22 protein-coding genes are annotated in these 25,458 nt (G+C 65.8%); 20 read left to right on the top strand and 2 right to left on the bottom strand.

Annotated elements, in window-relative coordinates:
• Positions 1–576: 576 nt before the first annotated feature.
• Both AC1DIN_RS10805 and AC1DIN_RS10800 read right to left on the bottom strand, forming a co-directional pair.
• Positions 577–1,218 (bottom strand): NrsF family protein, encoded by a 642-nt coding sequence (locus tag AC1DIN_RS10805; protein WP_476809771.1) that lies wholly within the window; start codon positions 1,216–1,218, stop codon positions 577–579.
• An 84-nt stretch (positions 1,219–1,302) separates the two neighbouring features.
• Positions 1,303–1,875, bottom strand: a complete 573-nt coding sequence (locus AC1DIN_RS10800; RefSeq protein WP_476809770.1) for a sigma-70 family RNA polymerase sigma factor — start codon at positions 1,873–1,875, stop codon at positions 1,303–1,305.
• A 153-nt stretch (positions 1,876–2,028) separates the two neighbouring features.
• On the opposite strand from AC1DIN_RS10800, the gene AC1DIN_RS10795 reads away from it, so the two are divergent.
• From AC1DIN_RS10795 to AC1DIN_RS10700, 20 genes are all read left to right on the top strand, one after another.
• Positions 2,029–2,922: a CE1 family esterase gene (locus tag AC1DIN_RS10795; protein ID WP_476809769.1), complete on the top strand. Its 894-nt coding sequence runs from the start codon at positions 2,029–2,031 to the stop codon at positions 2,920–2,922.
• 72 nt (positions 2,923–2,994) lie between these two features.
• Positions 2,995–4,647: a thiamine pyrophosphate-binding protein gene (locus AC1DIN_RS10790; RefSeq protein ID WP_476809768.1), complete on the top strand. Its 1,653-nt coding sequence runs from the start codon at positions 2,995–2,997 to the stop codon at positions 4,645–4,647.
• Positions 4,647–5,843: an OpgC family protein gene (locus tag AC1DIN_RS10785; RefSeq protein WP_476809767.1), complete on the top strand. Its 1,197-nt coding sequence runs from the start codon at positions 4,647–4,649 to the stop codon at positions 5,841–5,843. Before AC1DIN_RS10790 ends, AC1DIN_RS10785 begins: the two co-directional genes overlap by 1 nt.
• Before the next feature lie 69 nt (positions 5,844–5,912).
• A complete protein-coding gene (locus tag AC1DIN_RS10780; protein ID WP_476809766.1) occupies positions 5,913–7,310 on the top strand; it encodes a tetratricopeptide repeat protein in 1,398 nt (465 codons plus the stop codon).
• Positions 7,311–7,331: 21 nt separating this feature from the next.
• Positions 7,332–7,817, top strand: coding sequence for a hypothetical protein (locus AC1DIN_RS10775; protein WP_441473281.1), 486 nt, complete (start codon positions 7,332–7,334; stop codon positions 7,815–7,817).
• A 5-nt stretch (positions 7,818–7,822) separates the two neighbouring features.
• Positions 7,823–8,290 carry a YHS domain-containing (seleno)protein gene (locus tag AC1DIN_RS10770; protein WP_476809765.1) on the top strand — a complete coding sequence of 156 codons (468 nt, stop codon included), beginning with the start codon at positions 7,823–7,825 and terminating at the stop codon, positions 8,288–8,290.
• Between the two features lie 351 nt (positions 8,291–8,641).
• Positions 8,642–9,628 (top strand): GlxA family transcriptional regulator, encoded by a 987-nt coding sequence (locus tag AC1DIN_RS10765; RefSeq protein WP_476766670.1) that lies wholly within the window; start codon positions 8,642–8,644, stop codon positions 9,626–9,628.
• 66 nt (positions 9,629–9,694) lie between these two features.
• Positions 9,695–11,536: a putative bifunctional diguanylate cyclase/phosphodiesterase gene (locus AC1DIN_RS10760; protein WP_476809764.1), complete on the top strand. Its 1,842-nt coding sequence runs from the start codon at positions 9,695–9,697 to the stop codon at positions 11,534–11,536.
• A gap of 361 nt (positions 11,537–11,897) precedes the next feature.
• Positions 11,898–12,692, top strand: coding sequence for an IclR family transcriptional regulator (locus AC1DIN_RS10755; protein ID WP_441473285.1), 795 nt, complete (start codon positions 11,898–11,900; stop codon positions 12,690–12,692).
• Positions 12,693–12,696: 4 nt separating this feature from the next.
• Positions 12,697–14,760, top strand: coding sequence for a hydantoinase/oxoprolinase family protein (locus AC1DIN_RS10750; protein ID WP_476809763.1), 2,064 nt, complete (start codon positions 12,697–12,699; stop codon positions 14,758–14,760).
• Between the two features lie 23 nt (positions 14,761–14,783).
• The gene (locus AC1DIN_RS10745) at positions 14,784–16,334 is read left to right on the top strand and encodes a hydantoinase B/oxoprolinase family protein (protein ID WP_476809762.1); all 1,551 of its coding nucleotides are present in this window, start codon (positions 14,784–14,786) and stop codon (positions 16,332–16,334) included.
• 92 nt (positions 16,335–16,426) lie between these two features.
• A complete protein-coding gene (locus AC1DIN_RS10740) occupies positions 16,427–17,566 on the top strand; it encodes an ABC transporter substrate-binding protein (protein ID WP_476809761.1) in 1,140 nt (379 codons plus the stop codon).
• Positions 17,563–18,324: an ABC transporter ATP-binding protein gene (locus tag AC1DIN_RS10735; protein WP_476809760.1), complete on the top strand. Its 762-nt coding sequence runs from the start codon at positions 17,563–17,565 to the stop codon at positions 18,322–18,324. The genes AC1DIN_RS10740 and AC1DIN_RS10735 overlap by 4 nt, the downstream gene beginning before the upstream one ends.
• A complete protein-coding gene (locus tag AC1DIN_RS10730) occupies positions 18,293–19,258 on the top strand; it encodes a branched-chain amino acid ABC transporter permease (RefSeq protein ID WP_476809759.1) in 966 nt (321 codons plus the stop codon). The genes AC1DIN_RS10735 and AC1DIN_RS10730 overlap by 32 nt, the downstream gene beginning before the upstream one ends.
• Positions 19,255–20,058 carry an ABC transporter ATP-binding protein gene (locus tag AC1DIN_RS10725; RefSeq protein WP_441473291.1) on the top strand — a complete coding sequence of 268 codons (804 nt, stop codon included), beginning with the start codon at positions 19,255–19,257 and terminating at the stop codon, positions 20,056–20,058. The genes AC1DIN_RS10730 and AC1DIN_RS10725 overlap by 4 nt, the downstream gene beginning before the upstream one ends.
• Entirely contained in the window at positions 20,051–20,929 is an 879-nt protein-coding gene (locus tag AC1DIN_RS10720) for a branched-chain amino acid ABC transporter permease (protein ID WP_441473292.1), read from the top strand. Before AC1DIN_RS10725 ends, AC1DIN_RS10720 begins: the two co-directional genes overlap by 8 nt.
• 45 nt (positions 20,930–20,974) lie before the next feature.
• Positions 20,975–21,307, top strand: a complete 333-nt coding sequence (locus AC1DIN_RS10715; protein WP_265055132.1) for a cupin domain-containing protein — start codon at positions 20,975–20,977, stop codon at positions 21,305–21,307.
• 319 nt (positions 21,308–21,626) lie between these two features.
• Positions 21,627–23,276 carry a tetratricopeptide repeat protein gene (locus tag AC1DIN_RS10710; protein WP_476809758.1) on the top strand — a complete coding sequence of 550 codons (1,650 nt, stop codon included), beginning with the start codon at positions 21,627–21,629 and terminating at the stop codon, positions 23,274–23,276.
• A 169-nt stretch (positions 23,277–23,445) separates the two neighbouring features.
• On the top strand, positions 23,446–24,219 hold the full coding sequence (locus tag AC1DIN_RS10705) for an SDR family oxidoreductase (RefSeq protein WP_476809757.1): 774 nt from the start codon (positions 23,446–23,448) through the stop codon (positions 24,217–24,219).
• A 680-nt stretch (positions 24,220–24,899) separates the two neighbouring features.
• Complete coding sequence (locus tag AC1DIN_RS10700) at positions 24,900–25,445, top strand: hypothetical protein (RefSeq protein ID WP_476809756.1); 546 nt, start codon at positions 24,900–24,902, stop codon at positions 25,443–25,445.
• The last annotated feature ends 13 nt before the right edge of the window (positions 25,446–25,458 follow it).

Below are 25,458 nucleotides of genomic sequence, written 5' to 3'. Positions count from 1 at the left end.
GAGTGCCAGAGGACCTCAAGCGGATCGAGATCGCTGGCAGCGTGCCTTTCAAAGATGGTGCAATCTTCACGGTCAGAGCGTTGAGATAATCCGCGGAAATGCGCGGACAAATCGGACAGCCACGAGGACTGTCGTGTCTGGGCCGACATCGCTGGACCAATTCATTTTCCAATGGATTGGGAGGGAATGGCACAGGCACGCACAGGAGGATCCGATCTCGGGCGGAGAGCATAACGCCGAGCTAAGGGCCGTTAGTGATCACGCGTCCAAACTTGCCGCCGTCCTAAGGATGCATGCGGCTCAGCCGTCGGCAGGCAGAAGGGTGGTTTCGCCCAATCGACCAGTTCACAGCGCTCGATTGGCTGCGTTCTCAAAAATATAGCGGTCTAAGCAAGTGCTGAGCACCCCGGAGAAAGCTTGCGCATGCGCCTCCTGATCGTCTCGGACCGGCGAGAGGAGCGGATTGATCGATCCGTGAAGATAGAGGCGCTGCGAGCGGCGCATCGGTTGGCGGCTGATTTCTCAGAGCGGCCAGCAGAGTCCGGCGCTACTTAAAGCCAGGCCGCCGGCGTCATCTCACCAGTGCAGAAGGCGTGGAAAGATAAGCGCGCCGAGCGCTGCAACGATCACGGTCGCTAAAGTGTACCAGGTTGCTAGAAAGGCCGCCGTATCATCCGGGCAATGCAGGCTGTAGGCGACAGTAGCAAGGCCAGCCGAGGCGAGGCCGGCAAAGGCCCCTGTCAGGACTCGATCTACAGGTGCGCCGCGGCGCGCCAGCAGCAGCAGCAGGATGAGCGGAAGCAGCGCGTACAGCGGCACCGCTATCAGGCAGGCTCGCCAGTAGCGGCCGAAGATCAAGGCACTCCATTGCTCGGCCGGCGCCTGCATCAGCGCGAGCAGCGCCCAGCCAGCCGCCACAAGGAGCGGGGCCGCGATGAGTGGCAGGCGCCGCGACGGCTTCAGGCCCGGCCGCAGGCTGTTCTGGAACAGCACGAGCGCGATCGCCGCGACGCTCGCGCCGAACGCGGCCTTGGCGATGACCGGCAGCGTCGTCCAGGCGCTGGTGAAATCTGGCCTGGTGCCGAGCGTGAGCAGCACGAGCCCAACCGTGATCGAGAGTGCAGCGAGGGCACAGAGCCACGTCGCGCGGCGCAGCCAGCCGGTATCGACCGGCCGGGCGCTCGCACTCATCAGGGAGATCAAATCGTTGGTCTGCATGTCCGATCTTCGTGGTTCTGCGGTCTATTGGAGTTCGCGAGAAGCTGGCGAAAGGTTACGAGGCGTCGATGACCATGGGCTTCATCAGTGTTTCGCCCCGCGTTTCGTGAGGAATTTCGCCATGGCTTGCAGGCCGCGATGGATCGCGACCTTCGCCGCCGTCTCCGTCATTCCGGCGGCATTGGCCGCTTCGACGACGCTGGCGCCCTGTAGCTTGACCTGTTCGATCAAACGGCGCGTGCGCTCGGGCAGCGCGGCCATGGCACGGGCCAGGTCGAGCCTCGCCTCGGCCGCGACGCCCTCCGGCGGGCCGGCGAGCCCGTCCGCCTCGTCTTCGAGCGGCAGGGCGCCGGCATGGCGGCCGGAGCGGCGCAGATGGTCGACCAGCTTGTAGCGGGCGATCGCATGCGCCCAGGCCGTCACCGGGCTCGCGGCATCGTAGGTATGGCGCGACAGGTGCAGCGCCAGCAAGGTTTCCTGTAGCACGTCCTCCGCCTCGCTCGCCTCGGTCCGGCCCGCACGCGCCAGCATCTGGCTGAGATAGCCGCGCAGCCGCATGCTGATCGTATCGAGGAACAGGCGATAGGCCGCGGCATCGCCGGCGAGGGCGGCGAGGAAGACCGGTCGGAGCTGGTTTTCGAGCTCTTGTAGCGACACGTATTGCGCTTTTCGGAAGGCGGATTTGCACCCAGTCCGTTGCATGGCGGACGCCCGCTCACAAGCCCGCGATGCCGAGGTGAAGCGCGTGCGCCGCCCGGTTACGCTCGCGCCGGAGCGCAAGGCTTAACGGGCGCAGCGGAGAGATAGCAAATGGCGACAAGGCTGCCGCTCGTAGCTGCGTTCGTCGGCATCCTGGTTGCCGGCTCGGCGGTTGCTCGGGAGCCTCCCGGTCCTTCCAAGCCCGGCGACGCCTGTGCCGAGGCTGCGGGCTGCAGCGTGGCGAGCGGCAGCTATCGCATCGTGCTACCGCCGGAGGCCGGAGCAGGGCGGACGGTCGGCGCGATCGTGTATTTCCATGGCTATCAAGGTTCGGCCGAGGACGTGATCGCCGATCCGGGCCTCGCCGCCGTCGCGCGTCGCCTCGGCGTCGCGCTGATCGCACCTGATGGCGCCGGACGCTCATGGTCCTTTCCCGGTTCTCCGGCGAAGCAACGCGACGAATTCGCCTTCATCGGTCAGGTTCTGGACGACGTCGTCGCGCGCTTTCCTATCGATCCCCGCCGCCTCCTAGCGAGCGGCTTCTCGCAGGGCGGCTCGATGGTCTGGTATCTAGCCTGCGGGATGCCGCAGCGTTTTGCCGCCTTCGCCCCGATCGCCGGCGCCTTCTGGGAGCCGCTGCCCGAAAGCTGCGAAGGCCCGCGCCCACCCTTGATCCATGTCCATGGCACGAGCGATACGACGGTGCCGCTCGCCGGCCGCACGCTGCGGCAAGGTTCCAGACAGGGCGATGTCTTCAAGAGCCTCGCGATCTTCGCGCCGGGCGGCTGCACGGCCGGCTGGGCCGGAGCAGCCCGCACCGAAACGATCGCGGACGGACTGATCTGCCGCATGGCGGCCGGCTGCGACGGTCCTGCCAGGCTGGAGCTCTGCCTGCATGCCGGCGGTCACGAGGCCGATCCGGTCTGGGTCGAACGAGCCTGGCGGTTGACCATGCCGGTAGGTTCACCCGTCGCGGCCGGGCAAGGCGGCCTCACGTCTCCGTGATCGTGTAACCAAACCAGGGTGCCGCGCGATCTCTCCGGCAAGGCCGCTGCCGCGGCGAAGCGGAGAGAGACGATGCGTAACGAACGGATAGCGGACGCAGAGCCGGCTGGAGCCGGCCCGGCCGGATTCGTGACTGGTGCCGATCTCCTGGCGCTTGGGTTGGCGGAGGCCGGCGCGACGCATGCCTTTGGCATCCCCGGTGGCGAGGTGCTGGCGCTGGTCGATGCGCTGGAACGCGCCGGCATCCGCTTCCACCTCGCGCGGCACGAGAACGCCGCCGGCTTCATGGCGGAAGGCCTGTGGCACGCGACCGGCGCGCTGCCCGTGCTGGTCGCGACGCTCGGCCCCGGCGTTGCCAATGCGGTCAATGTCGTCGCCAATGCGCAGCAGGACCGGGTCCCGCTGATCTTCGTGACCGGCTGCGTCGACCAGGCCCTGGCCGAGAGCTACACGCATCAGGTCTTCGATCATCAGGCCGTGCTGCGACCTCTGGTCAAGGCAAGCTTCCGAGCCGCTGTTGGCACCGAGGATCTCGTCGTCGCCAAGGCCGTCGCGCTCGCCCAGCGAGGGCGCCCCGGCCCGGTCCATATCGACCTGCCGATTTCGGTCGCCGAAGCCCGCATTGGCCGTCGTACTGCGCCCGCCATGCCACCAGCAGCTCCTTCCATCCCGGCGGATCTCCAGCCCGCGCAAGCGCTGATCGCCTCTGCGCAGCGCCCTCTGGTGATCGCGGGGCTCGACCTCGTCGGTCAAGAGGGCGGAGCGGCTGCGCTGGACGTGTTCCTGATCCGGACCGGTGCGCCGCTGCTCACCACCTACAAGGCCAAGGGGTTGGTGCCGGAGGGCGACCCGCGCGTGATCGGGGTCGTCGGCCTCTCGCCCAAGGCCGATGCGCTCGTCCGCCCGCTGATCGAGGCGGCCGACCTGATCGTGCTCGCCGGTTACGATCCGATCGAGATGCGCCAGGGTTGGCGGAACCCCTGGCCCGCCGGCAAACCCGTCATCGACATCGTCGCGGAGCCGATCCAGCACGGCATGCACTCTTCCAGCCTGGTGCTGGAGGGCGATGTCGCCATGACGCTGATGAAGCTCTCGGAAGTGCAGGCGACGAAGACAGGCTGGCCGGGCGGGGAGCCTGCGGCGGTCCGCGAAGCGCTCCACGCCGCCTTTGCCGCTCCCGGCGCATGGGGGCCGCATGCCGTCTTCGAGACGCTGCGCCGCATTGCGCCGGCCGGCACGGTCGCGACCGCCGATTCCGGCGCGCATCGCATCCTGCTCAGCCAGATGTGGAATTGCGACGGGCCGCGCCGCCTGCTGCAGTCGAGCGGGCTCTGCACCATGGGCTGCGCCCTGCCGCTTGCGACGGGCGCGGCACTTGGTTCCAGCCGGCCGACCTTGTGTTTCGTCGGTGATGCCGGCCTCGAAATGGTGCTGGGCGAGCTGGCGACGCTGCGCGATCTCGGCCTGCCGGTGATCGTCGTGGTCCTCGTGGATCAGGCGCTCGGGCTGATCGCGCTGAAGCAGCGCCAGCTCGGTCTGGCCCGCGCCGGTGTCGATATCGGCGAGTCCGATTTTGCCGCGGTCGCCCGTGCGATGGGCGGGCATGGCGCCACGATCGCCGACCGCGACATGCTGGCGCGCGAGGCGGAAGCGGCCTTTCGGCGGAGTGGTTTCACTGTGCTCGCCTGCCGCATCGATGCTTACAGCTACGAGGGAGCGTTCTGATGGACGCGGCTTCCACCACCCCTGCGAAGCGCCCCCGCGACGAGCGGCTCGACCTTTTTCGCGGCCTGACAATGCTGATCATCTTCGTGGCGCATCTGCCGGAGAATAGCTGGAACGCCTGGATTCCCGCGCGCTTCGGTTTTTCATCCGGCGCCGAGCTTTTCGTCTTCTGCTCCGGCATCGCCAGCGCGCTCGCCTTTGGCAGCGTCTTCTCGCGTCGCGGGCTGTGGCTCGGGACCGCGCGCATCGCCTACCGGATCTGGCAGGTCTATTGGGCGCAGATCGGCCTCGTCCTGGCGCTGATCGCGCTCGCCGCCGCGCTCGACCGGGTCTTCGGCCTCGCCGTGCTGGCGCAGCAGTTCCAGCCGCTGCTGGCCGATCCCGAGAACGCGCTGCTCGGCTTGGCCACGCTGAGCTGGCAGCCCGACTATCTCGACATCCTGCCGATGTATCTCGTCATCCTGGCGCTCGTGCCGGTGATGATGCTGGCGCGCCGGCTCCATCCCGTCTTGCCCTTCCTGATCGCAGCAACGCTCTATGCGGCGGTCTGGGCGAGCGGCCTCAACCTGTCAGGCAATCCGTGGACCGGCGCCGGCTGGTTCCTCAATCCCTTCGCCTGGCAGTTCATCTTCTTCATCGGCTTCTTCATGGCCATGAAATGGCTGCCGGTGCCCGCGCTTGGCGACCGGCGATTGATGATCGGGGCCGCTCTCTTCCTCCTGCTCTCGGTGCCGCTCTCCTTCTGGGGCATCCTGGAGCACTGGCCTCCGGCGCAGGCGGCCCGCGATCTCGTCATCCCCGCCAGCGAGAAGACCGACCTGCATATCCTGCGCGTTCTGCACTTCCTGGCGCTCGCCTATCTGGCGCTGAGCCTGATCGAGCCCTGGCGGGACCGGCTCGATCGTGGCGCAGGCCATCTGCTCATCCTGATCGGGCGGCAGTCGCTCGCCTGCTTCCTGGCAAGCGTCGTGCTGGCGCGGCTCCTGGGCACGATCGCCGACATGACCGGGCGCGGCGAGGGCGTGGTGGCTCTGCTCAATCTCGCCGGCTTCGCGCTGATCCTCGCCACCGCATGCGTGGTCGGCTGGTTCAAGAGCGCGCCCTGGGCCGGCGCGGGGCGCAAGCCCGCGAGCGCGGGGCAGGGCGCGCCGCCCGCGAGCGCTCCGCTGACAACACGGGTCCGTGAAGCGAGTTGAACGCCGCTTGATCGAGCCGTTGCGAACTCCCTGACGAGCGCCCTTCACGGCGCGGCAATGGAGCAGCCCATGTCTTACGCCGTTCATCACGATCTCTCCGGCGATCCGATCACCGTCTCCAGCGATGCCGCGCGCCTTGCCTGGAATGAGATGCTCGAGGCGCTGCTGGCCCATGCCGCCGTGACGCCCGAGCATCTCGCCCGGGCGCTTGGCGCCGATCCCGACTTCGCGCTGGCGCATGCCGCCAAGGGCCTGATGCTGCTCTCGCTGGCCCGCGCCGAGCTCGTCGCGCCGGCTCGCGATTGCCTCGACAAAGCGCGCACGGCCGCGCTGCTGCGGCCGGTGACGCGGCGCGAGGCGATGATCGTCGAAGCCTTGGCGCTCTGGCTCGACGATCAGCCGCGCCGGGCCGCCGAGCGATTGGAGGCGATCCTCCTCGCCCATCCCTTCGACGTTCTGGCGCTCAAGCTCTCGCACGGCCTGCGCTTCATGCTCGGCGATCAGCCGGAGATGCTCGCGACGCTCAATCGCTTCGCGCCGGGTTTCGGCGAGAGCCATCCGCTCGCCGGCTTCGTCCATGGCTGCCATGCCTTCGCGCTGGAGGAGCGCGGTTTCTATGCGCAGGCCGAGCGTGTCGGCCGCCGGGCCGTGGACCTGAGCCCGCGCGACGCCTGGGGCCGCCATGCCATCGCCCATGTACTGGAGATGACCGGCCGCGCCGACGAAGGCATCGCCTGGCTCGGTGACGGGCGCGACATCGCCCATGCCAACAACCTGCGCTTCCACATCTTCTGGCACCTCGCGCTGTTCCGGCTGGAGCGCGGCGAGACCGGCGAGGTGCTGCGGCTCTATGACGAGGAGATCAGGGCCGAACCGACCGAAGATTACCGCGACATCGCCAATGGCGCCTCGCTGCTGGCGCGGCTCGACTATGCCGGCGTCGATGTCGGCGATCGCTGGGAAGAGCTCGCCGCCAGGGCCGAGGGGCGCGTCCATGACGGCCGTCTCGTCTTCGCCGATCTGCACTATGCCCTGTCCCTGCTCGGCGCCGGTCATGCCGATGGGGCCGAGGCCATCGCCCGCGGCCTGATCGAGGATGCCAAGGCCCACCCCAGCATCGAGCGGCGCGCTGCCGCCCGCGCCGGCGCTTTCGCCGCCTTCGGGCTGATCGCCTTCCACGAGGGAGACTATGACGAAGCCGCGCGCCTGCTCGGCTCGGCCCGCAACGGCTTGATCGCGATCGGCGGCAGCCATGCCCAGCGCGACCTGTTCGAGCAGGCCTATGCCGAGAGCCTGATCCGTGCCGGCGAGCATGAACGCGCCGCCGAGATCCTCGCCGAACGGGTGCGGCGGCGCGGCGGCTCCAATCTCTTCGCCGCCCGCCGGCTGGCGCAGTTGCGCGGCCGGGGCGCCGGGCGGCTCGCCGGCCTCGCCATCGCTTCCACCCCGCTCGCCATCGCTCACTGACATCAGGAAAGGACCGCTGCCATGACCACCGCGACCATGACCCGCAGCTTCGCGCTGCCCTCGACCCGCACCGTCATCAACCTCGCGCTCGGCGGCTTCGCCGGCCTCGGCTTCTGGGAGTTGTTCTCGGCCGTGCCGACCGCCTGGTTTGCCGAATATCCGCTGGAACCGCCGGAGCTGGTGAAATCGCTCTTCTACCATCAGCTCGGCCTGACGATCTCGACGCCGACCGCCAAGCTCCTGCACTTCACCACCGGCTTCTTGTTCTACCCGCTCGGCTACTGGGGGCTGACGCGCTGGGTGAAGAGCTTCGGCATGCCGGCCGATGGCTGGATCTGGGGCGTGATCACCTATTTCATCGCGCTCGCCTTCTTCGCGCCGCTGGCCGGGCAACATTTCCTGCTGAACGACGTGCCGCGCCTTTCCTTCATGAGCCTCATCGGCCATGCGATCTACGGCTATCTCGCGGCCTATGTCTTCGAGGCGCTGGAAGCGCGCGGGAGGTAAGGCCCATGCTCGATCGGCGCATCTTCATCGGCCTTGCCGCCGCAGCGCTGGCGGGGGGCGGGGCCAAAGCGGAGACGCTGCACCCGGTCAACACGCTGGGCTCGTCGGACGGCCTCGCGATCCGCGGCTACGATCCCGTCGCCTATTTTCGCGACGGAGGTCCGCGGCTCGGCAAGTCGGAATTCTCGGTCCGGCACGGCGGCGCGACCTGGCATTTCGCCAGCGCCGAGCACAAGACGCTGTTCGAGGCCGATCCGGAGCGCTACCTGCCGGCCTATGGCGGCTTCTGCGCCTACGGCACCTCGCGCGGCTATCTCGTCAAGATCGAGCCGGAAGCCTGGTCGATCGTCGACGGCCATCTCTATCTCAACTACGATCTCGACGTGCGGAAGACCTGGCTCGGGCGGGCGAGGATCTACATCGCCCGCGCCGACGGAAACTGGCCGCGCCTGGCGACGAAGGGCGTTCGGTAGAACGCACAGAAGTGGTTCGCAAATATCCGACAGAACGCCCTGCGGCTGCGCTCCAACTACTGACCTTGAGACTGCGCCTACAACCGAACATTGGATGTTCGGCTTGAACCACTCCAAGTTTGCCGAAAGCGCCAATTCCTGAGAGGATGGCAGCATGACGGCAAGAGGAGGATCAACTTCGCACGCGAGGGGCAATCGCGGGGCGTCCCTCTGATTTTCTTGAGCAGCCGCGCTTAGCCGGAAATGGCCGGCGCCATCATAGCATGCGCCGGAAGCCACCACGTAGACCGAGTGACTGCTGCGGGCTGGCCTACCGGCATATTCGGCTCAGCGCTTCTCGAGGACCGTCCAGTGCGGGTCATCATCTTCGCGCCTTCCGACGTTCACTCGCTGGAACTCGCCGGCCTGATGGACGTGTTTGCCGAAGCGAACGCGCGTGTTGCCGAAGCCTTCTACGAGGTCGGCATCGTCGCGGAGGAGGACCGACCGATCCGCTGTGGGTCGGGATTGAGAGTTTTGCCGGACTCAGATTACCTCTTGAGTCCGAAGGGTCTCGACACGCTTCTTGTGGCCGGTAGCGTCGGCATACCCAATGCACCGGGTCGAGGCTTGATCGACTGGCTCGCCCGGACGGCCCCTCAGACGCGGCGTTACGGCTCGGTCTGCACTGGGGCTTTCCTGCTCGGTGACGCCGGACTTCTGGGCGGCCGCCACGTGGCGACGCACTGGCAGTATGCGGCTCTCCTCGCCCAACGCTTCCCAGAAGCTAAGGTGGACGGCGACCGGGTCTTCGTGCGGGATGGCCCCATGGTCACGTCTGCCGGATCGAGCGCGGCGATCGATCTCGGCCTTTCGCTGGTCGAAGAGGATCTCGGCCGAGACGTGGCGCTTTATGTCGCCCGCCGTCTGGTCGTGTTTCTGAAAAGGCCGGGGGACCAGTCTCAATTCAGCATGCATCTGGCAGCGCAAGGCGTCGACCACAGCCGCCTCTACAAGGTCCAGCAGTACATCCTGAGCCACCCGGATGCTGATCTGTCCGTCAACACCTTGGCGAACATCGCGGCGATGAGCCCGCGCAACTTCACGCGGGTCTTCACGCAGGAGGTGGGAATCTCGCCGGCCGAATATGTCGATCTCACGCGGATTGATGTCGCGCGCTTTCTGCTCGAAGGCAGCCGGCTATCGATGGATTCGATCGCCGCGAAATGCGGCTTCGGTTCTGCCCGGGCGATGCGTCGCGCCTTTCTTGAGCATCTCGGAGCGACGCCCTCGGACTACCGCGATCGATTCCGGACATCTGGAGACGGGTCGAGACCCACTATGTCCGAAATCGGCTGACGGTTGTCTCGAAACGGCCGTACCCGCCGATTGCCCAGCAACCGGCAACAGCGCCATTGCTTGGGTATGAAGGATTTCAAGGGACTGAAGCCGTTGGAGTTCATGAGGTTCGCACCGGCGCTCTGCGCTGGCAACGGTGACCTCAGCTCGGACGCATTGCTCCGCTCGGTTCTGCCGCCACTCGTCGAGGAATTCTCCGACGGTGTGGCGATCGCCCGGATTTCCGGGGGTGATGGGCCACTTCTCTACGTGAACAGGGCCTTCGAGCGTTTGACCGGATATACGCGGCGCGAGGTGCTCGGGAAGGACTGCCGCTACCTCCAGGGCAATGAACGCCAGCAACCGGAAATCGGCCGCATCGGAGACGCCATCAGGGCCGCCGAACCGGTGGACGTCACGCTTCGCAATCATCGTAAAGACGGGTCAGTCTTCTGGAACAACCTCAGCCTTAGACCTTTCACGGTCGGTGGCGAACTGCTGTACCTTGGTATTCTTCGTGACGTTTCGGCGACGCGCCAGACAGAGATTGCACTCGATCGCGCCGCGAACCTCGACGTTCCAACCGGCTGCCTCAACCGTCAATCGTTCATCGTCGGCGCAGAACGGCACTTCGCGACAACTGCCGGCCCGGTGATGTTCGTGAAGCTCGACGCGATCGGCTTCCACGACATCAACGCAGGGTACGGCTTTGATGTAGGGGACGCGCTGCTCATGGAAATCGGCCGCCGGCTGCGCGGGACCGGGGCCGCTCTGGTCGCCCGGATTGGAGCCAACGAATTCGCCCTGGCCTTCGAACTGACGGATGAGGCAAGCGGGCCACCGATCGTGGCCGAGGTTTGTGCCGCTCTCGCCCCAGACTTCGTAGTCCCGGGGGCGAATGTTTCCCTGCGTTTCGCCTTCGGCTATGCGCTCGGCCCCCCTGACGGCAACCTGATCTCCTTGATCCGCAATGCTGGCGCGGCACTGCACGCGGCGAAGGCAGCTCCGCTGAGTGGGCCTCGCCGGTTTCAGCGTGCAGATGAAGAGGAGGCGCGCAATCGGGTCCAAATGACCCGCGAGTTGAGGGCCTCTCTCGCCAACGATGAGTTCATCCATCACTTCCAACCCCAGATCGACCTTGCGACAGGCCAGTGCGTGGGTGCGGAAGCACTGATACGGTGGAATCATCCCCTGTTTGGTATCGTACCCCCGGGCCGATTCATCGAAGCGGCAGAGCGGAGCGGCGTGCTGCTCGACCTCGGCGAGCGCGGTCTAGCCGCTGTCGCCGCCGTTGCACGCACGATCAACGAACACCGGGAACAACCGCTGCGCTTTTCCGTGAACGTTTCCGCCACCGAGTTTTTGCACAGGGACATGGCGGAGATCGTGGACCGCATCTTACGACAGTCCGGTCTTCGACCAGCCTTGCTGACACTCGAAATCACAGAAGGCATGTTTCTCACTGACACGCCCGGCGTGCTGGAGGCGTTCCGCCGGCTGCGGAATCTCGGTGTCGGCCTCTCCGTAGATGATTTCGGAACTGGCTATTCAAACCTCCGTTCGCTTGAGGCGTTTCCCGTTACGGAAATCAAGATCGACCGGAGCTTCGTCGGGGGATTGACTGCCAGTCCTTCGAAGACCGTCATCGTCCGCGCCATCATCGACCTTGGGCGCGCCCTTGGACTCACCGTCGTTGCGGAGGGGGTGGAGACGGAGGCCCAGCGAGCGCTATTGGCTGGCATGGGATGTCCAATAGGCCAAGGTTTTTTATTCGGTCGCCCTGAGGGCGGCGAAGGTTTCGCCGCGAACCTCCGTCAGGCATCTCCCGACGACTCCGCACAGCGCGCAATGAGATATGGCTCCTTTCGAGCCAAGACGTCATTCGGCTCTCTGGGCACCCTTCATTCCGCATGCGGCGACAAATCCTGACGGAACGCGCCAATTGCGGACATCGGGTGGGTGCCCGGCAGCGGACATTCGGGGGTCTGTCCATTAGCACGGTCCGTTGGCGATCCTTTGCGGACCTAAGTGATGGTTGGGCCACTTCGTTTGAGCCTGGCGTCATAGTTCGAGCGGGCGGGCCGGAAGCGCTGCTTCGTTTGGCTGCTGATATTCGCAGAGGCTGCGCGCTTCATCAGCATCGCCGACCGATCGATGCGCTAACCCAAATGTTTCGCCGCTCCGGACATCGCAGCCTTGGCCGACACTTGACAGGCGCCTCAGTTAACCCATAGCGTATCATATAATAAAATGACGTTTCATTATATGAAATGAAACACGAGGAACGCTCTTGTCGACGGATTTGCCAAAAGCTGCGGGGAAGCCTGCGCCTGCCGGCACCAGCACGCTCGATCTCGCACTTCACGCGGTCGAGTATCTGGTGCAGCAGAGCCGCCCGGCTTCGCTGGCCCAGATCGCCGAGGCGCTCTCCGCGTCGAAGGCGACGATCTATCGGCACCTGGTAACGCTGCAGCGCCACGGCTTCGTCCGGCAGGAGGTCGAGACCGGCCGCTACGAGGCTGGGATCAAGCTGATGGTGCTGGGCGAGGCGCTGCGGCAACGCTTCGACATCGTCAGCGCCGCGCGCGAGGAACTGATGACCCTGCGCGACCACACCGGCCAGGCGGTCACCGTCTGCGCCGCGATCGACGACGAGCTGATCGTCCTCGAACTGATCCAGGGCCGGACGCTCATCGAATTCTCCACTCGGCCCGGCACGCGGCTCGCCTTCCATGCCAGCGCCCACGGCAAGATCTGGCTCGCTTTCGGCTCGCAGGAGCGTACTGCCGCGATCGCCAACGGCCCGCTCGAAGCCTGGACGCCAGCGACCATCATTTCAACGCAAGCGCTGCTTGCCGAGGTCGACGCCGTTCGCGAACGCGGATGGGCCACCGCACCCGACGAGGTGATCACCGGCGTCAACACGGTGGCCGCCCCCGTCTTCGACCACCGCAAGGTTCTCGTCGGCTCGATCGCCATCGTCGGCGCGACGCAGTTCATTCCGCCCGTTCCCGATCCCGAACAGATCCGTGAGGTCGTCGGCAGCGCCGCACGCATCTCGCGTGGCTTGACCTGGAAAGACTGAGAGCATGACCTACTCGCTGGCCGTCGATATCGGTGGCACCTTCACCGATATAGTCCTGCGCGACCCGCAGGGCGGGCTTAGCGTCGACAAGACGCTGACCACGCATCACGATCTGCTGGAAGGCTTCTTCCGGGGCGTCGACTCCGTGCTCGGCAAGGCCGGCATCGCCGCCGGCGCGGTCGACGGCGTTGTGGTCCATGCCACGACCGTCGTGACCAACGCGTTGATCGAGCGCAAGGGTCTGCCGACGGCTCTCGTCGTCACCGACGGCTTCAGCGACGTGCTCTCGATCCGCAATGAGCATCGCTACGACATGTACGATCCGCAGATCGAGTTCCCCGAGCCGCTGGTCTCGCGCGAGCTGACCTTCGGCCTGAAGGAGCGCGTCCTGGCTGATGGCACGGTGGCGCTCGCACCGAGTCCGCAGGATATCGCAGAGCTCGCGGCCGATATCCGGGCCAGCGGCGTGCGTGCCGTTGCGATCTGCTTCCTCAACAGCTTCGCCAACCCGGACAACGAGGCGCTGGTCGCAGTCGCCCTGTCGCGCGAACTCAACGACGTCTTCATCTGCACCTCGTCGGAGGTCGCGCCACAGATCCGCGAATACCAGCGAGCCTCGACGGCGACGGTGAATGCCTATGCGATGCCGATCTCGCAGCCCTATCTCAAGCGGCTGAGCGACCGGCTGCGCGTCGAGGGCTTCGCCAACACCCCGCTGATCATGCTGTCCTCCGGCGGAGTCGTCGGGGCCGAGACCGCGGGTCGCAACCCCGTGCGGATGATCGAGAGCGGCCCGGCTGCCGGCGCGCTCGCGGCCTGCCATTATGCCGAATTGCTCGACATCGACCGGCTGATGTCCTTCGACATGGGTGGCACCACCGCCAAGGCCTGCCTCATCGAAAACCGCACGCCGCTGATCACCGGGCTGTTCGAGGTTGACCGGCGCTACCGCTTCCGCGAGGGCAGCGGCCTGCCCGTCACCGTGCCCTCGATCGACCTGATCGAGATCGGCGCCGGCGGCGGCAGCATCGCCCATGTCGACGATCTCGGCCTGCTCAAGGTCGGGCCGGAAAGCGCCGGCTCCAATCCGGGACCGGCCTGCTATGGCCGCGGCGGCAAGAACGCGACCGTCACCGATGCCGACCTCGTGCTCGGCCTGATCGATGCCGAGAACTTCCTCGGCGGCGACATGTCGCTCGACAAGGCCGCTTGCGACGCGGCCATGGCGCGGCTCGGCGAGGCGCTCGGCCTCAACGCCGCGCAGGCGGCACGTGGCATCTACCGCATCGTTACGGAAGCCATGGCCTCGGCGGCGCGAACCCATGCGACAGATCGCGGCGTCGATTATCGCGGCCTACCGCTCTTCGCCTTCGGCGGCGCCGGCCCCTTGCATGCCTGCGGCGTCGCCGAGTTGCTGCAGAGCACCAGCGTGATCGTACCGCCGCAGTCGAGCGTGCTCTCGGCCTTCGGCACGCTCGTCACTCCCGTCCGGCTCGATCTCGTGCGCAGCGACCTGACGCGGATCGACCATCTCGACTGGGAGCGCGTCGATCGCGTCATCGGCGACCTCGAGAAGGAAGGGCTGACGGCACTGGGTGAATCCGGCTGCGCAGCCGCCGATGTCACGATCCTGGTCGGCGCCGATATGCGCTATGTCGGCCAGCAGCACGAGGTCACGATCATCTTCGAGGCCGATCCGCGCCAGAGCCGCGACAGCAAGGTGCTCACCGCGCAATTCGAGGCGGCCTATCGCACGCTCTACGGCGTCAACCCCTCGCATGTCCCGATCGAACTCGTGACCTGGCGTGTCGTCGCGCGTGGGCCCCTGCCGCATTTCGACGGCCAGGCCCGGTCGCAGATCGCCGCCGGGGCGCCTAAGCGCCACAGGCCGGTCCATGCCTGGGAGGACGGCCAGTCCGTCCCCGTCTACGAGCGCTCGGCGCTCGCCATCGGCCAGACCGTCGCCGGCCCCGCCATCATCGAGGAGCGCGAGACCACGACCGCGCTGCCGCCCGGCTGGAGCGCGACGATCGACGCGCTCGGCTGCATCGTGGCCACGAAAGGGTAAGTCCGATGGCAAGGTCACATCCAATGGACGGAGTCGAGCTCGAAATCCTCTGGTCGAACCTGATCGGCATCGTCACCGAGCGGGCCAAGGCGCTGCAGCGCATCGCCTTCAGCCCGATCGTGCGCGAGGCCGGCGACCTCGCCTGCGCGCTGTTCGATCAGCGCGGCCGCATGGTGGTGCAGGCCAATACCGGCACACCCGGCCATATCAACTCGCTCGCCTTCGCGGGGGCGCATCTGGTGCGCCTGTTCAAGGACCGCTGCGAGCCCGGCGACGTGCTGATCACCAATGATCCCTGGCTCTCGGCCGGGCATTTCTTCGACATCACCATTTTGACGCCGATCTTCGACGGGGAGAAGCTGCTCGCCTATATCGGCTCGACCATCCACCACACCGATATCGGCGGCTACGGCATCGGTGCCGGCGCCCGCGACGTGCATGAGGAAGGCCTCTGGATCCCGCCGCTCAAGCTCTATGAGCGCGGCAAGCCCAGCGAAATGCTGCACGATATTATCCGCCGCAATGTCCGCACGCCCGATGCCGTCTTCGGCGATCTCTCGGCGCAGGTTTCGTCCGGCGAGGCGGCGGCCGACCATCTGATCACTTTGTGCGAGCGCTACGGGATCGAGGACATCGAGGCGCTGTCCGACGAGATCATCGACCGCTCCGAGGAGGCGACGCGCAACGCCATCCGCAAGCTGAAGGCCGGCACCTATCACGGCGAGGCGATCTTCGACGTTCCCGGCGGCGAGATCATCACGCTCAGGACGGCCGTCACGGTCGATGCCGAGAGCGGCTCGATCATCGTCGATTTCGAGGGGTCCTCGCCGCAGACGACGACCGGCATCAACGTCGTCCTGAACTACACCCACGCCTATTCGACCTTCGCGATCCGCTCCTGCCTCAATCCGGACCTGCCGAACAACACGGGTTCGCTGGCGCCGATCGAGGTGCGTGCGCCGGTTGGCTCGATCGTCAACTGCGCCTATCCGGCACCGGTGAATGCGCGCCATGTCGTCGGCATGTATGTGCCGATGCCGATCCTGAAAGCACTGCATCAGGTCATGCCGGAGCGCGTGCTGGCGGAAGGCTCGGGCGCGGTCTGGACGATCCAGATCCAGGGCCGCAAGCCCAGCGGCGAGGCCTTCACCTCGTCGATGTTCAACTATTCCGGCGGCATGGGCGCCCGCGCCGGCAAGCCCGGACCGAGCGCGACCTGCTACCCGACCGGCGTCGCGGCGGTGCCGATCGAGATCCTCGAAGCGGCGATGCCGATCGTCTTCGATCGCAAGGAATTGCGGCCGGGCTCCGGCGGCAGGGGCCGGATGCAGGGGGGCGACGGCCAGATCATCCAGTTTCATATGCGCACCGACCACCCCTGGCTGCTGAATGCCGTGCCGAGCCGGCTCGAACGCGGTCCCGACGGCATCGATGGCGGCCTGTCCGGTGCGCCTGGCCGCTTCCTCGTCAACGGCAAATCCGTCAGCGAAGCCAAGAAGCTGACCATGCAAGCCGGCGACGTCGTGTTGCTGGAGACGCCCGGCGGCGGCGGCTACGGCAAGCCGACGGCCTGACGGCAACACCACCAGCCTGAAAAGCCAAGAAAAAGGCGGGGCCTCGGAACGGGGCCACCAGCCCGAACCGAGGGAAAACGGGAGGAGAAATGATGAAGCAGACCCTTTTGGCGGCCTGCCTTGCCGCAAGCCTCGCGCTGGCCGGCGCGATGCCGGCCTATGCGCAGGAACCCTACAAGATCGGCGTTTCAGCCGGTTTGACCGGCTATGCCGCGACCGTCGACCGCGCCTGGCGCGACGGTGTCGAACTCGCGGCCGCCGCGGTCAACGCCAAGGGCGGCGTGATGGGCCGCAAGATCCAGGTCGTCGTCGAGGACAACCGCTCCGAGCCTCAGGAGGCGGTGACCGTCTACCGGAAGATGCTGAGCTCGGACAAGGTCGACGTCTTCGTCAGCGGCTGCGTCTCGGCCGGCAATTTCGCGGCCGCTGGCCTGCTGCTGCGCGCCAAGGTGCCGATGATGCTGTGCTCGATCCTGCCGACGCAGGCCGAGCATCTGCCCTGGGCCTTCACCACCTTGCCGCCCGCTGGCTTCGAGGTCGACAAGCGCCTGGAATACCTCAAGGAGAAAACGCAGATCCGCAAGATCGCGGTGCTGCACGACCCGACTCCTTACGCCAATCTCCAGAAGAGCGTGGCCGAGCGCAACGCCGCGAAATACGGCCTCGAGGTCGTCTCGGTCGATCAGTACAAGCAGGACGATGCCGATCTTAGCGTGCAGATCAGCAAGGCCCGTGCGGCCGGCGCGGGCGCGATCCTGAAGATCGGGCTCGGTGGCACGACGCTCACCGCCGCCAAGAACATCAAGCAGCTCGGCGCCGAGATGCTGCTGCTGACGAGCCTCGAGGATCTCGCCGTGTTCGGCCCCGTTGCCGAGGTGCTCGGCGACAAGTTCCTCTTCGTCGCCTCGCCCTCGCAGGTCTATGAAGCGCTGCCCGAAGGCCCGCTCAAGACCGGGATCAAGGCCTTCCTCGATCCCTGGCGCGAGAAGTTCAGGGATCGTGATCCGAACTGGGCCTCGCGCGGCTGGGACGGCGTCATGCTGACAGTCGCCGCGATCGAGAAGGCGAAGTCCTTCGAGGGCGAGAAGGTCCGCGCTGCCTATGAGGAGCTGACCGGCTTCCAGGGCACGACCGGCATCTACAATTTCCGGCCGGACCTCCACCAGGGCATCACCGAGAACCCCTTCGTGCTCGCCACCATCGAAGGCGGCAAGGTCAAGGTGGTGCAATGATCCCGGCGGTCGCGGCCGGCACACAGGGGAGCGCAGCTCCGCCGAACTCGGCTCCGCCGATCCTGGCCGCGACCGGCCTCGCCGCACGCTACGGCCATATCCACGCGCTGCACGGGGTCGATCTGCGCATCGGCGAAGGCGAGCTCGTCGCCGTGCTCGGCCCGAATGGCGCCGGCAAGTCGACCCTGCTGCGCGCCATCATGGGACTGTCGGCCAATAGCGGCGAGGTCCGCTTCCGGGGCGAGGCGCTACCCCGGCACGATGCGGTCGCGGTCGCTTCGCGCGGCATCGTGCTGGTTCCGGAAGGACGCGGGCTGTTTTCGCCCATGAGCGTTTCCGACAATCTCGAACTCGGCGCCTATCGCCTGCGCGACAAGGCCGAGTTCAACCGCCGGCGCGAGCGCGTGCTGGCCCTGTTCCCGCGCCTGAAAGAACGGCTCGGCCAGGCCGCGGGCTCGATGTCGGGCGGCGAGCAGCAGATGCTCGCGCTCGGCCGGGCGCTAATGGCGGGGCCCAAGCTCCTGCTGCTGGACGAGCCCTCGCTCGGCCTCGCGCCGCGCGTCACCGGGGAAATCCTGGAGACGCTCGGCCTCCTGAACCGCGAAGGTCTGGCGATCGTGCTGGTCGAGCAGAAGGCGCCGCTGGCGCTCGAACTCGCCAACCGCGTCTACCTGCTTTCGCTCGGGCGCATCGTCGCCGAACTCGATCCGCGTGACATCACCTCCCATGACGATCTCGCCCAGCATTACTTCGCCTGAACGGCGCCCGATCAGGCTGGTCGGCCTGCTGCCCTGGCTCTTCGCCGCGGTGGTGGTCGGTTATGCCATGGTCGTCGGCGGCTACGCGGCAACCGTCGTCTCCTTCGCCCTGATCTATGCGGTCTTCGTCACCGGGCTGAACCTGTTCATGGGCTTCGCCGCGCAGGTCTCCTTCGGCCAGAACGCCTTCGCCGCGATCGGCGGCTATCTCTCCGCCGTGCTGACGACGAGCCATGGCTGGGGGTCCTTGCCCGCCACCGTGCTCGGCATGGTCGCGGCCGTGCTCGCCGCCGCCATCATCGGCTATCCCACGCTCAGGCTGAAGGGCCATTACCTCGCCATGGGCACGCTGGCGATCGGCCTGATCACCTATGAGATCACGGTAGAATGGCAGTCGGTGACGCAGGGCTATATGGGCATTTCTGGCATCCCGCCTTTCGGCATCGGCCCCTGGGAGGTCACCTCCGACAGGGGCCAGCTCATCCTGCTCTCGCTCGTCGTGTCAGCCTGCGCCTTTGCCGCCGCGCGCATCCGCCGCTCCCGTTTCGGCCGCGCGCTCTCGGCGGTCGCCGGCAGCGAGGAGGCGGCGACCGCGCTCGGCATCGACGTCTCCCGCTACAAGCTCGCGGCCTTCCTGCTATCGGCCGGCTTCGCGGCACTGGCCGGATCGCTCTTCGTCCATGTCGTCGGCTTCGTCAGCCCGGAGGTCTTCGGCCTGCACATGGTCATCGTCACCTTCACCATGCTCTATGTCGGCGGCATCGGCACGGTCGCTGGCCCCCTTGTCGGGGCACTGATCGTCAGCCTGCTGCCCGAGACCTTCCGCGCCTTCAAGGAGTATCAGGACCTCGCCTATGGCGCGGCGCTGATCCTTCTGCTGATCTATGCGCCGCGCGGCCTTTCCAGCCTGTTCGCGCCGCGAGGCCGGTCATGACCCGGCTCCGCCTGGAAGGCGTGACCCGGCGCTTCGGCGGGTTGGTCGCGGTCGACGACGTCTCGTTCGAGGTGCCCGCCGACGGCGTCACCGCGGTGATCGGCCCCAACGGCGCCGGCAAGACCACGTTGTTCAACCTGATCTCCGGCTTCCTGCCGCCGAGCGTCGGCCGCATCATCTTCGAAGGCAACGACATCACCGCCCGCCCGCCGGCCGACATCGCCAGGGCGGGACTGGTCCGGACCTTCCAGCTCGTCAAGCTGTTCGAGGATCTCAGCGTGCTCGACAACGTCAAGGTCGGCTGCCATCTGCAGGGCAAGGCCGGCCTGTTCGCCGCACTGCTGCGGCCGGATTCGGCGCGCCGCGAGGAAGCGGCGGTCGAGGCGCGCGCGCGCGAACTCCTGGCCTTCGCCGGGCTGGCGGCGATGGCCGACGAGCCCGCCTCGGCGCTGCCCTATGGCCGCCAGCGCATGCTGGAGCTCGCACGCGCCCTGGCCGCAGGTCCGCGGCTCATCCTGCTCGACGAGCCGGCCGCCGGCCTCAACACCGAGGAATCCGCGGCGCTGTCGCGGATCATCCGTCGCATCGCCGAGGACGGCACCAGCGTGCTCCTGATCGAGCACGACATGACGCTGGTGATGAACACCGCCGATCGCGTCATCGTGGTCGATTTCGGCCGCAAGATCGCGCAAGGCACCCCGGCCGAAGTCCGCGCCGACCCGGCCGTGATCGCGGCCTATCTGGGCACCGGAAAATCGTCCGCAGGCGAGCCGACCATGCAGGAGACGCCCCATGGCTGACTGGTCCTATATCCCCCAGGTCTTGGTCAGCGGGCTGGGCATCGGCTGCGTCTACGGGTTGATCGGCATCGGCTTCTGCGTGATCTACAACGCCAGCGGCATTGTGAACTTTGCCCAGGGGGCGTTCGTGATGCTGGGCGGCATGATCACCCATGTGCTGTTCGCGCGGAACGGCGTGCCGCTGCCGCTGGCGGCGCTGATCGCGATCGCGGCGGTGGCGATCCTCGGCGTCGCGATCGAGCGCGTCGTCGTCAGGCCGCTCTGGAACCGCAAGGCGACGATGTTCGTCATGATCCTTGCTACGCTCGCCGCACAGATCGTGGTCGAGCGGCTGACCCTGATCGCCGTCGGCGACCAGCCCAAGACCCTGCCCGTCTTCACCGACCGGCCGCCGCTAATGATCGGCCCGGTCGCGATCGGCTACCAATTGATCTGGATCGTCGGCGGCTCGCTCGCGATCGTCGCAGCGCTCGCCGCATTCTTCGGGCTGACCCGGACCGGCAAGGCGATGCGCGCCTGCTCGATCAATCGCGAGGCCGCGGCGCTGCAGGGCATCCCGATCTCGCGCATGCTGGCGCTGGCCTTCGCGCTGAGCGCCGCGCTGGGCGCAATCGCCGGCATCCTGATCACGCCGACGCAATACACCGCCTTCAATGTCGGAGTGCCCTTCGCGATCAGCGGTTTCATCGCCGCGATCGCCGGCGGCTTCGGGCGGCCTTTCGGCGCCTTTCTCGGCGGCTTGCTGCTCGGCCTGCTGCAGGCGCTCGCCATCGTTGGCTTCGGCGCCGGATTGAAGAATGTCGCAGCGCTGTCGGTGTTGCTGCTGTTCCTGTTCATCCGCCCGTCGGGGATCCTCGGCGCCGCCAAATGACCACCCAAGTGACTATCTGACTGAGCGACGATCGGAGCCGCTGCCATGGACATTCACAAGATCGACTGGAGCCAAATTCCGTGGACACCGGTGCGCCCGGGTGTAGACCGCAAGGCCTTCTCCGGTAATGCAGCGACGGTGGCGCTGCACCGGCTGATGCCTGGACACGAGCCCAAACCGCACAGCCATCCCCATGAGCAGATCGCGTATATCGTCAGCGGCACCATCCGCTTCTTCATCGGCGGCGAGGAGCATCTGATCGGTCCCGGGGGGCTGGTCGTGATCCCGTCGAATGTCGAGCATTGGGGCGAGGTCGTCGGCGATGAGCCGGTGATCAATCTTGATGTGTTCACGCCGCGCCGGCCCGAATACGCTTAAGCTGGATACTCATATAATTTTCCGTCGGTAGCGCGCCAAAAGCGGATATCGGAGCGCTGCCCGGAAGCAGGCGTTGGGTGCCTACTCAGCCGATGTCAGCTGGCGTTGGCTGGATGCCTTAAAGCGGAAATTGTCTCGCGCCATTTGGAGTGCATCGGGACCGTGAGCAAAATATCCAGAAATTTTGGGGGCGGACAATTGTTGAACGCGGAGCGCTATGCTGCAGTGAAGCAAAGCGCAGTCAGGCAAAGATTACTGCGCCCCGTGGCAATCGGCTCCCCGCACGTGGGATGCATGGCAGGGTGGATCCAGCAGCGTTATGCCTATCGGTGGCGTTGAAGAGAGAGAAATCGCATCGGCGCTCGATAACCTGTTGAATGCGCCGAGCACGCGGATTTCAGCACGAGGCGCGCGCTTCCTCCGATATGTCGTCGAAAAGGCACTCGCGGGAAAAAGCGCCCAGCTGAAGGCCTACACCATCGCTGTGGACGTCTTTGGCAGAGGCGTCGACTTCGACCCCGCCAAGGATGCCGTCGTTCGCAACGAGGCAACCCGCCTGCGTTCGGCACTGGCCCTTTATTACGCTGTTGATGGCGCCGCGGAGAACGTGGTGATTCATCTGCCCGTTGGAGGATACGTCCCGCGCTTCGACCATCGTCAGGCAAAAGCGGCCGGGATTTCGGACAGCAACGAGACACTGGTTCGGGCGGGGCTTCGGCCTATGTCGGCGCAAGCGCGCCCGGAAGAAGGCCAGCGGGGGCCCGAGCACAAGATCCCGATCATTGTGGTCAGGGCAGCGGCCGGCGGGGGCTCCAGCGAGGCATCGTCTCGCACGATCCGCTCGGTCGTTGCTGCTCTCGTTCCTTATCACGGCCTGCGCATCGCCGGTCTTGAGCCTCACAAATCATTTGAGGAGCTCGTCGCGTCGCTGCGTCCCAGCGGGGCCGGCAGCCTCTATGTCCTCGACGTCGCCGCCGACGTTGAGGAACGAACGCTGCGATGCCAATGGATGCTGAGCGAGCACCGGTCGGGGCTCATTCTGGCTTCGCGCGAGGAAATCGAGTCAGCCGGAGCGTCCTCGATGATGGCGGCGGAGAAGGCCATCGGCGAAACCGTCGCAAGGCAGATCGGGCAGCGCTGGGGCATCATCAACGTGAATGAGCGCAAACTCCACCCGGACAAGCACCAGGATGCCTATAGCTGTGTCGTGCACGCCGTCACTTACCTGGCGAACCTCGACGACACAGAGCAGAAGGATATCCGGAAATGCCTTGAGGCCGCGGTCAGAGAGGAGCCGTTTTATTCGGACGCTTGGGCCATGCTGTCCTATATCCAAATGAACGAGATTCGAGGTCTCTACGCCCGGCCGGCTGAGGGTGGCAGGATCCTGCAGGAAGCTCTGGACATGGCCGACGAGGCCATTCGCGTCGCGCCGCACTCGGCTCTGGCTCACAGCATGCGCTCGACGGTGCTGTTCGCCATGGGGAAGTTCGAGGAATTCGAAAGGGCCGGGCGGCGGGCCATAACCCAGAACCCGGGATCCGGCGAGCATCAATTGACGCTGGGCAATCGGCTCTATGTCATGGGTCGCTATGAGGAAGGGGTCGAACTCGTGCGGCGTGCGAACGCGCGCGAGCATTACCATCCGGCGATGTCATACGGTGTCCCGATCCTGGAGCTATATCGCCAGCGCGACTACGAGGGCGCCTTGCAGCTGGCCTCGAACCTGAGCATCGATGAGAAGTATTATTTCATGCATGTCATGCTGGCGGCCGTCTGCGGGCAGCTCGGCGCCACAGCCAAAGCAGAGATGCATCTGCAAATCCTGCGCCGTTTAAGGCCTAACTACACCGCTGAATTCTATGCCGATTGGCGCGGGCGCAAGTTCCAGGAAGATTACATCGCCCATATCGTGGAGGGCCTGGACAAGGCCGGGTTCGCGCTGACCGATACTCGCATCGATCCTTGAAAGAGCCGGAAAGCCACGAATCTTCCGCAACTGGCGCCAAACTCCAAAACGCCCGCCTCGTCAAGGGGAGTCAGGAGCAGATACTGTCGCTGCTCTGGTCAGGCGTCCAAAACGTTATCAGTTTCGCCGAGGGTCGCGTTTTGGCTTCCGCGACCAGTGGAGGCGAAACATGCTCGATCACGGCATCAAGGGTAAGACGGTTCTCATTGCTGGCGGGGCGAAGAACCTCGGCGGGCTGCTTGCCCGTGATCTGGCCGAGCACGGCGCGAAGGCCGTGGCCATCCACTACAACACGAGCGCGACCAAACCCGCGGCGGATGAGACGGTCGCAGCCATCAAGGCCGCCGGTGCAAAGGCCATCGCCCTTCAGTCGGACCTGACCACGGCCGGCGCGGTTGAGAAGCTCTTCGCGGACACCGTCGCCGCCATCGGTAAACCGGACATCGCCATCAATACGGTCGGCAAGGTTCTGAAGAAATCCTTCGTCGAGATCACCGAGGCCGAGTACGACGAAATGACTGCGGTAAACTCGAAATCCGCCTTCTTCTTCCTCAAGGAGGCTGGCAAGCACGTCAACGACAACGGCAAGATCTGCACGCTCGTGACCTCGCTGCTTGGCGCCTACACACCCTTCTACGCCGCCTATGCCGGCACGAAGGCGCCGGTCGAGCACTTCACTCGCGCAGCTTCGAAAGAGTTCGGCGAGCGGGGCATCTCGGTGACCGCGATCGGCCCGGGCCCGATGGACACATCCTTCTTCTACCCTGCCGAAAACGCCGACGCTCAAGCTTATCACAAGAATGCGGCAGCTTTGTCTAAGTTTACAAAGACGGGCCTGACCGACATCGAGGACATCGTGCCCTTCATCCGCTTTCTGGTCTCGGATGGCTGGTGGATGACCGGACAGACCATTCTCGTCAACGGTGGCTATACCACCAAGTGAGATCGTCCGGCTGCTCTCTGGAACCGAAAATCGTTCCGGAGAGGCCGCACCTTGCCATTACGATTAACTATTGAACGTCAGCCTATGCAATCGGCAGCGTCGATTCGCTTGCAGCAAGATTCTCCGCGTGGATATGCGCCTATGCGGGGAACGGAACGAACACGAAGCGACATCGCGCCGGGGGCTGAGACGTGCTGAGACGGACCATCAGGAGCCATGTCGGCTCCGGCTTCTCCCGCCAGCCGCAGCTTCTCTCGACGGCTATCGCCGCCCTGCTCTGTGCCGCCGGGATGCGGCCATTCCTCCCATGCAAGCTATCCGTTCGAGGGGGTCAGTGCCCAACTGATCGCGTCAGAGATCACGAAAGCCGTGGAGCCTAACCCTGCGCTATCCGACAGGGCAGGGGGTGAGGTCTCGCCGCCGCCGATCTGCCTGGAGGCGAAGGACCTACGAGGAGGCTGTGAGGTCACCACGCCCGAGCGGGTCTGGATCGCCTTCAACTGGCTCTCGCGCAACTGGACGCCCCCTGAGCTTCTGCGTCTTTTCGAACAAGCCGTCCGAACGGCCGCGGCTGCGGCCATCGAGCAGTTCAATCAGCGTGCGCACAGCTATTCCGCGATGGTGGGAATACCACAGGCGGCCCGGTGGCAGCCGCGTCGCTTATCGCGGTCGGAGAACTGATGAAGCGGGTCGAGCAGGTCGGCGGAGCCGATGCCGTTGCCCGGGTGAACGATGTAGAGCTCGAGTGGCGCGCCTCCGACGATCCTCTCGCTCAGACGCGTGCGATCGTCAGCGCGATGGTTACGGAAGCCAGCGTGACCGGTCCTGCCATCTTCTATGGCTTCAGCAGTCTCGTATATCCCTCGACCCACCTCTCCAGGGCGGCAAATCCCTCCGGCTTTGCCGACGCGATCGAAAGCGCGCGGCTCGCGCATGAAAGCGCCGGTGGAGGAGCGCTCAAGTATCGTGAGTATTTTACCGGCATTTCGGACATGAGCTTTTTGGGACATCGCCCATCCGACGCCGATAGCGACTCCATTGCCGCCAATACCCCGGCCAGCGAGCTTGTCGACGCGGTCGGCGAAGATGCCCTGTCCTTCCCGGTTGTGAACATTGGCCCGTGGGGACGGGAATTTCATCAAAGGCTCGAGCGAGTGCACACTCCTTACGCTTTCGATGAATTGCCCCGGTTGCTGCGGGAGATCGTGAAGCGTTTCCTCGGATAGGTCTGCTGAAACC

The sequence above is a fragment of the Allobosea sp. 05T438 genome (genome assembly GCF_056396025.1).
Note: the sequence above shows the minus strand (reverse complement) of the source record. Positions and strands in the feature narration are given on the sequence as shown.

Coding starts and splice junctions, on each gene's coding strand:
- AC1DIN_RS10700 (WP_476809756.1), top strand. CDS start 24,900: ATGAAGCGGGTCGAGCAGGTCGGCGGAGCCGATGCCGTTGCCCGGGTG.
- AC1DIN_RS10725 (WP_441473291.1), top strand. CDS start 19,255: ATGACCCGGCTCCGCCTGGAAGGCGTGACCCGGCGCTTCGGCGGGTTG.
- AC1DIN_RS10785 (WP_476809767.1), top strand. CDS start 4,647: ATGGACGCGGCTTCCACCACCCCTGCGAAGCGCCCCCGCGACGAGCGG.
- AC1DIN_RS10715 (WP_265055132.1), top strand. CDS start 20,975: ATGGACATTCACAAGATCGACTGGAGCCAAATTCCGTGGACACCGGTG.
- AC1DIN_RS10805 (WP_476809771.1), bottom strand. CDS start 1,218: ATGCAGACCAACGATTTGATCTCCCTGATGAGTGCGAGCGCCCGGCCG.
- AC1DIN_RS10750 (WP_476809763.1), top strand. CDS start 12,697: ATGACCTACTCGCTGGCCGTCGATATCGGTGGCACCTTCACCGATATA.
- AC1DIN_RS10730 (WP_476809759.1), top strand. CDS start 18,293: ATGACGATCTCGCCCAGCATTACTTCGCCTGAACGGCGCCCGATCAGG.
- AC1DIN_RS10740 (WP_476809761.1), top strand. CDS start 16,427: ATGAAGCAGACCCTTTTGGCGGCCTGCCTTGCCGCAAGCCTCGCGCTG.
- AC1DIN_RS10760 (WP_476809764.1), top strand. CDS start 9,695: ATGAAGGATTTCAAGGGACTGAAGCCGTTGGAGTTCATGAGGTTCGCA.
- AC1DIN_RS10710 (WP_476809758.1), top strand. CDS start 21,627: ATGCCTATCGGTGGCGTTGAAGAGAGAGAAATCGCATCGGCGCTCGAT.
- AC1DIN_RS10735 (WP_476809760.1), top strand. CDS start 17,563: ATGATCCCGGCGGTCGCGGCCGGCACACAGGGGAGCGCAGCTCCGCCG.
- AC1DIN_RS10780 (WP_476809766.1), top strand. CDS start 5,913: ATGTCTTACGCCGTTCATCACGATCTCTCCGGCGATCCGATCACCGTC.
- AC1DIN_RS10770 (WP_476809765.1), top strand. CDS start 7,823: ATGCTCGATCGGCGCATCTTCATCGGCCTTGCCGCCGCAGCGCTGGCG.
- AC1DIN_RS10795 (WP_476809769.1), top strand. CDS start 2,029: ATGGCGACAAGGCTGCCGCTCGTAGCTGCGTTCGTCGGCATCCTGGTT.
- AC1DIN_RS10720 (WP_441473292.1), top strand. CDS start 20,051: ATGGCTGACTGGTCCTATATCCCCCAGGTCTTGGTCAGCGGGCTGGGC.
- AC1DIN_RS10775 (WP_441473281.1), top strand. CDS start 7,332: ATGACCACCGCGACCATGACCCGCAGCTTCGCGCTGCCCTCGACCCGC.
- AC1DIN_RS10705 (WP_476809757.1), top strand. CDS start 23,446: ATGCTCGATCACGGCATCAAGGGTAAGACGGTTCTCATTGCTGGCGGG.
- AC1DIN_RS10790 (WP_476809768.1), top strand. CDS start 2,995: ATGCGTAACGAACGGATAGCGGACGCAGAGCCGGCTGGAGCCGGCCCG.
- AC1DIN_RS10745 (WP_476809762.1), top strand. CDS start 14,784: ATGGACGGAGTCGAGCTCGAAATCCTCTGGTCGAACCTGATCGGCATC.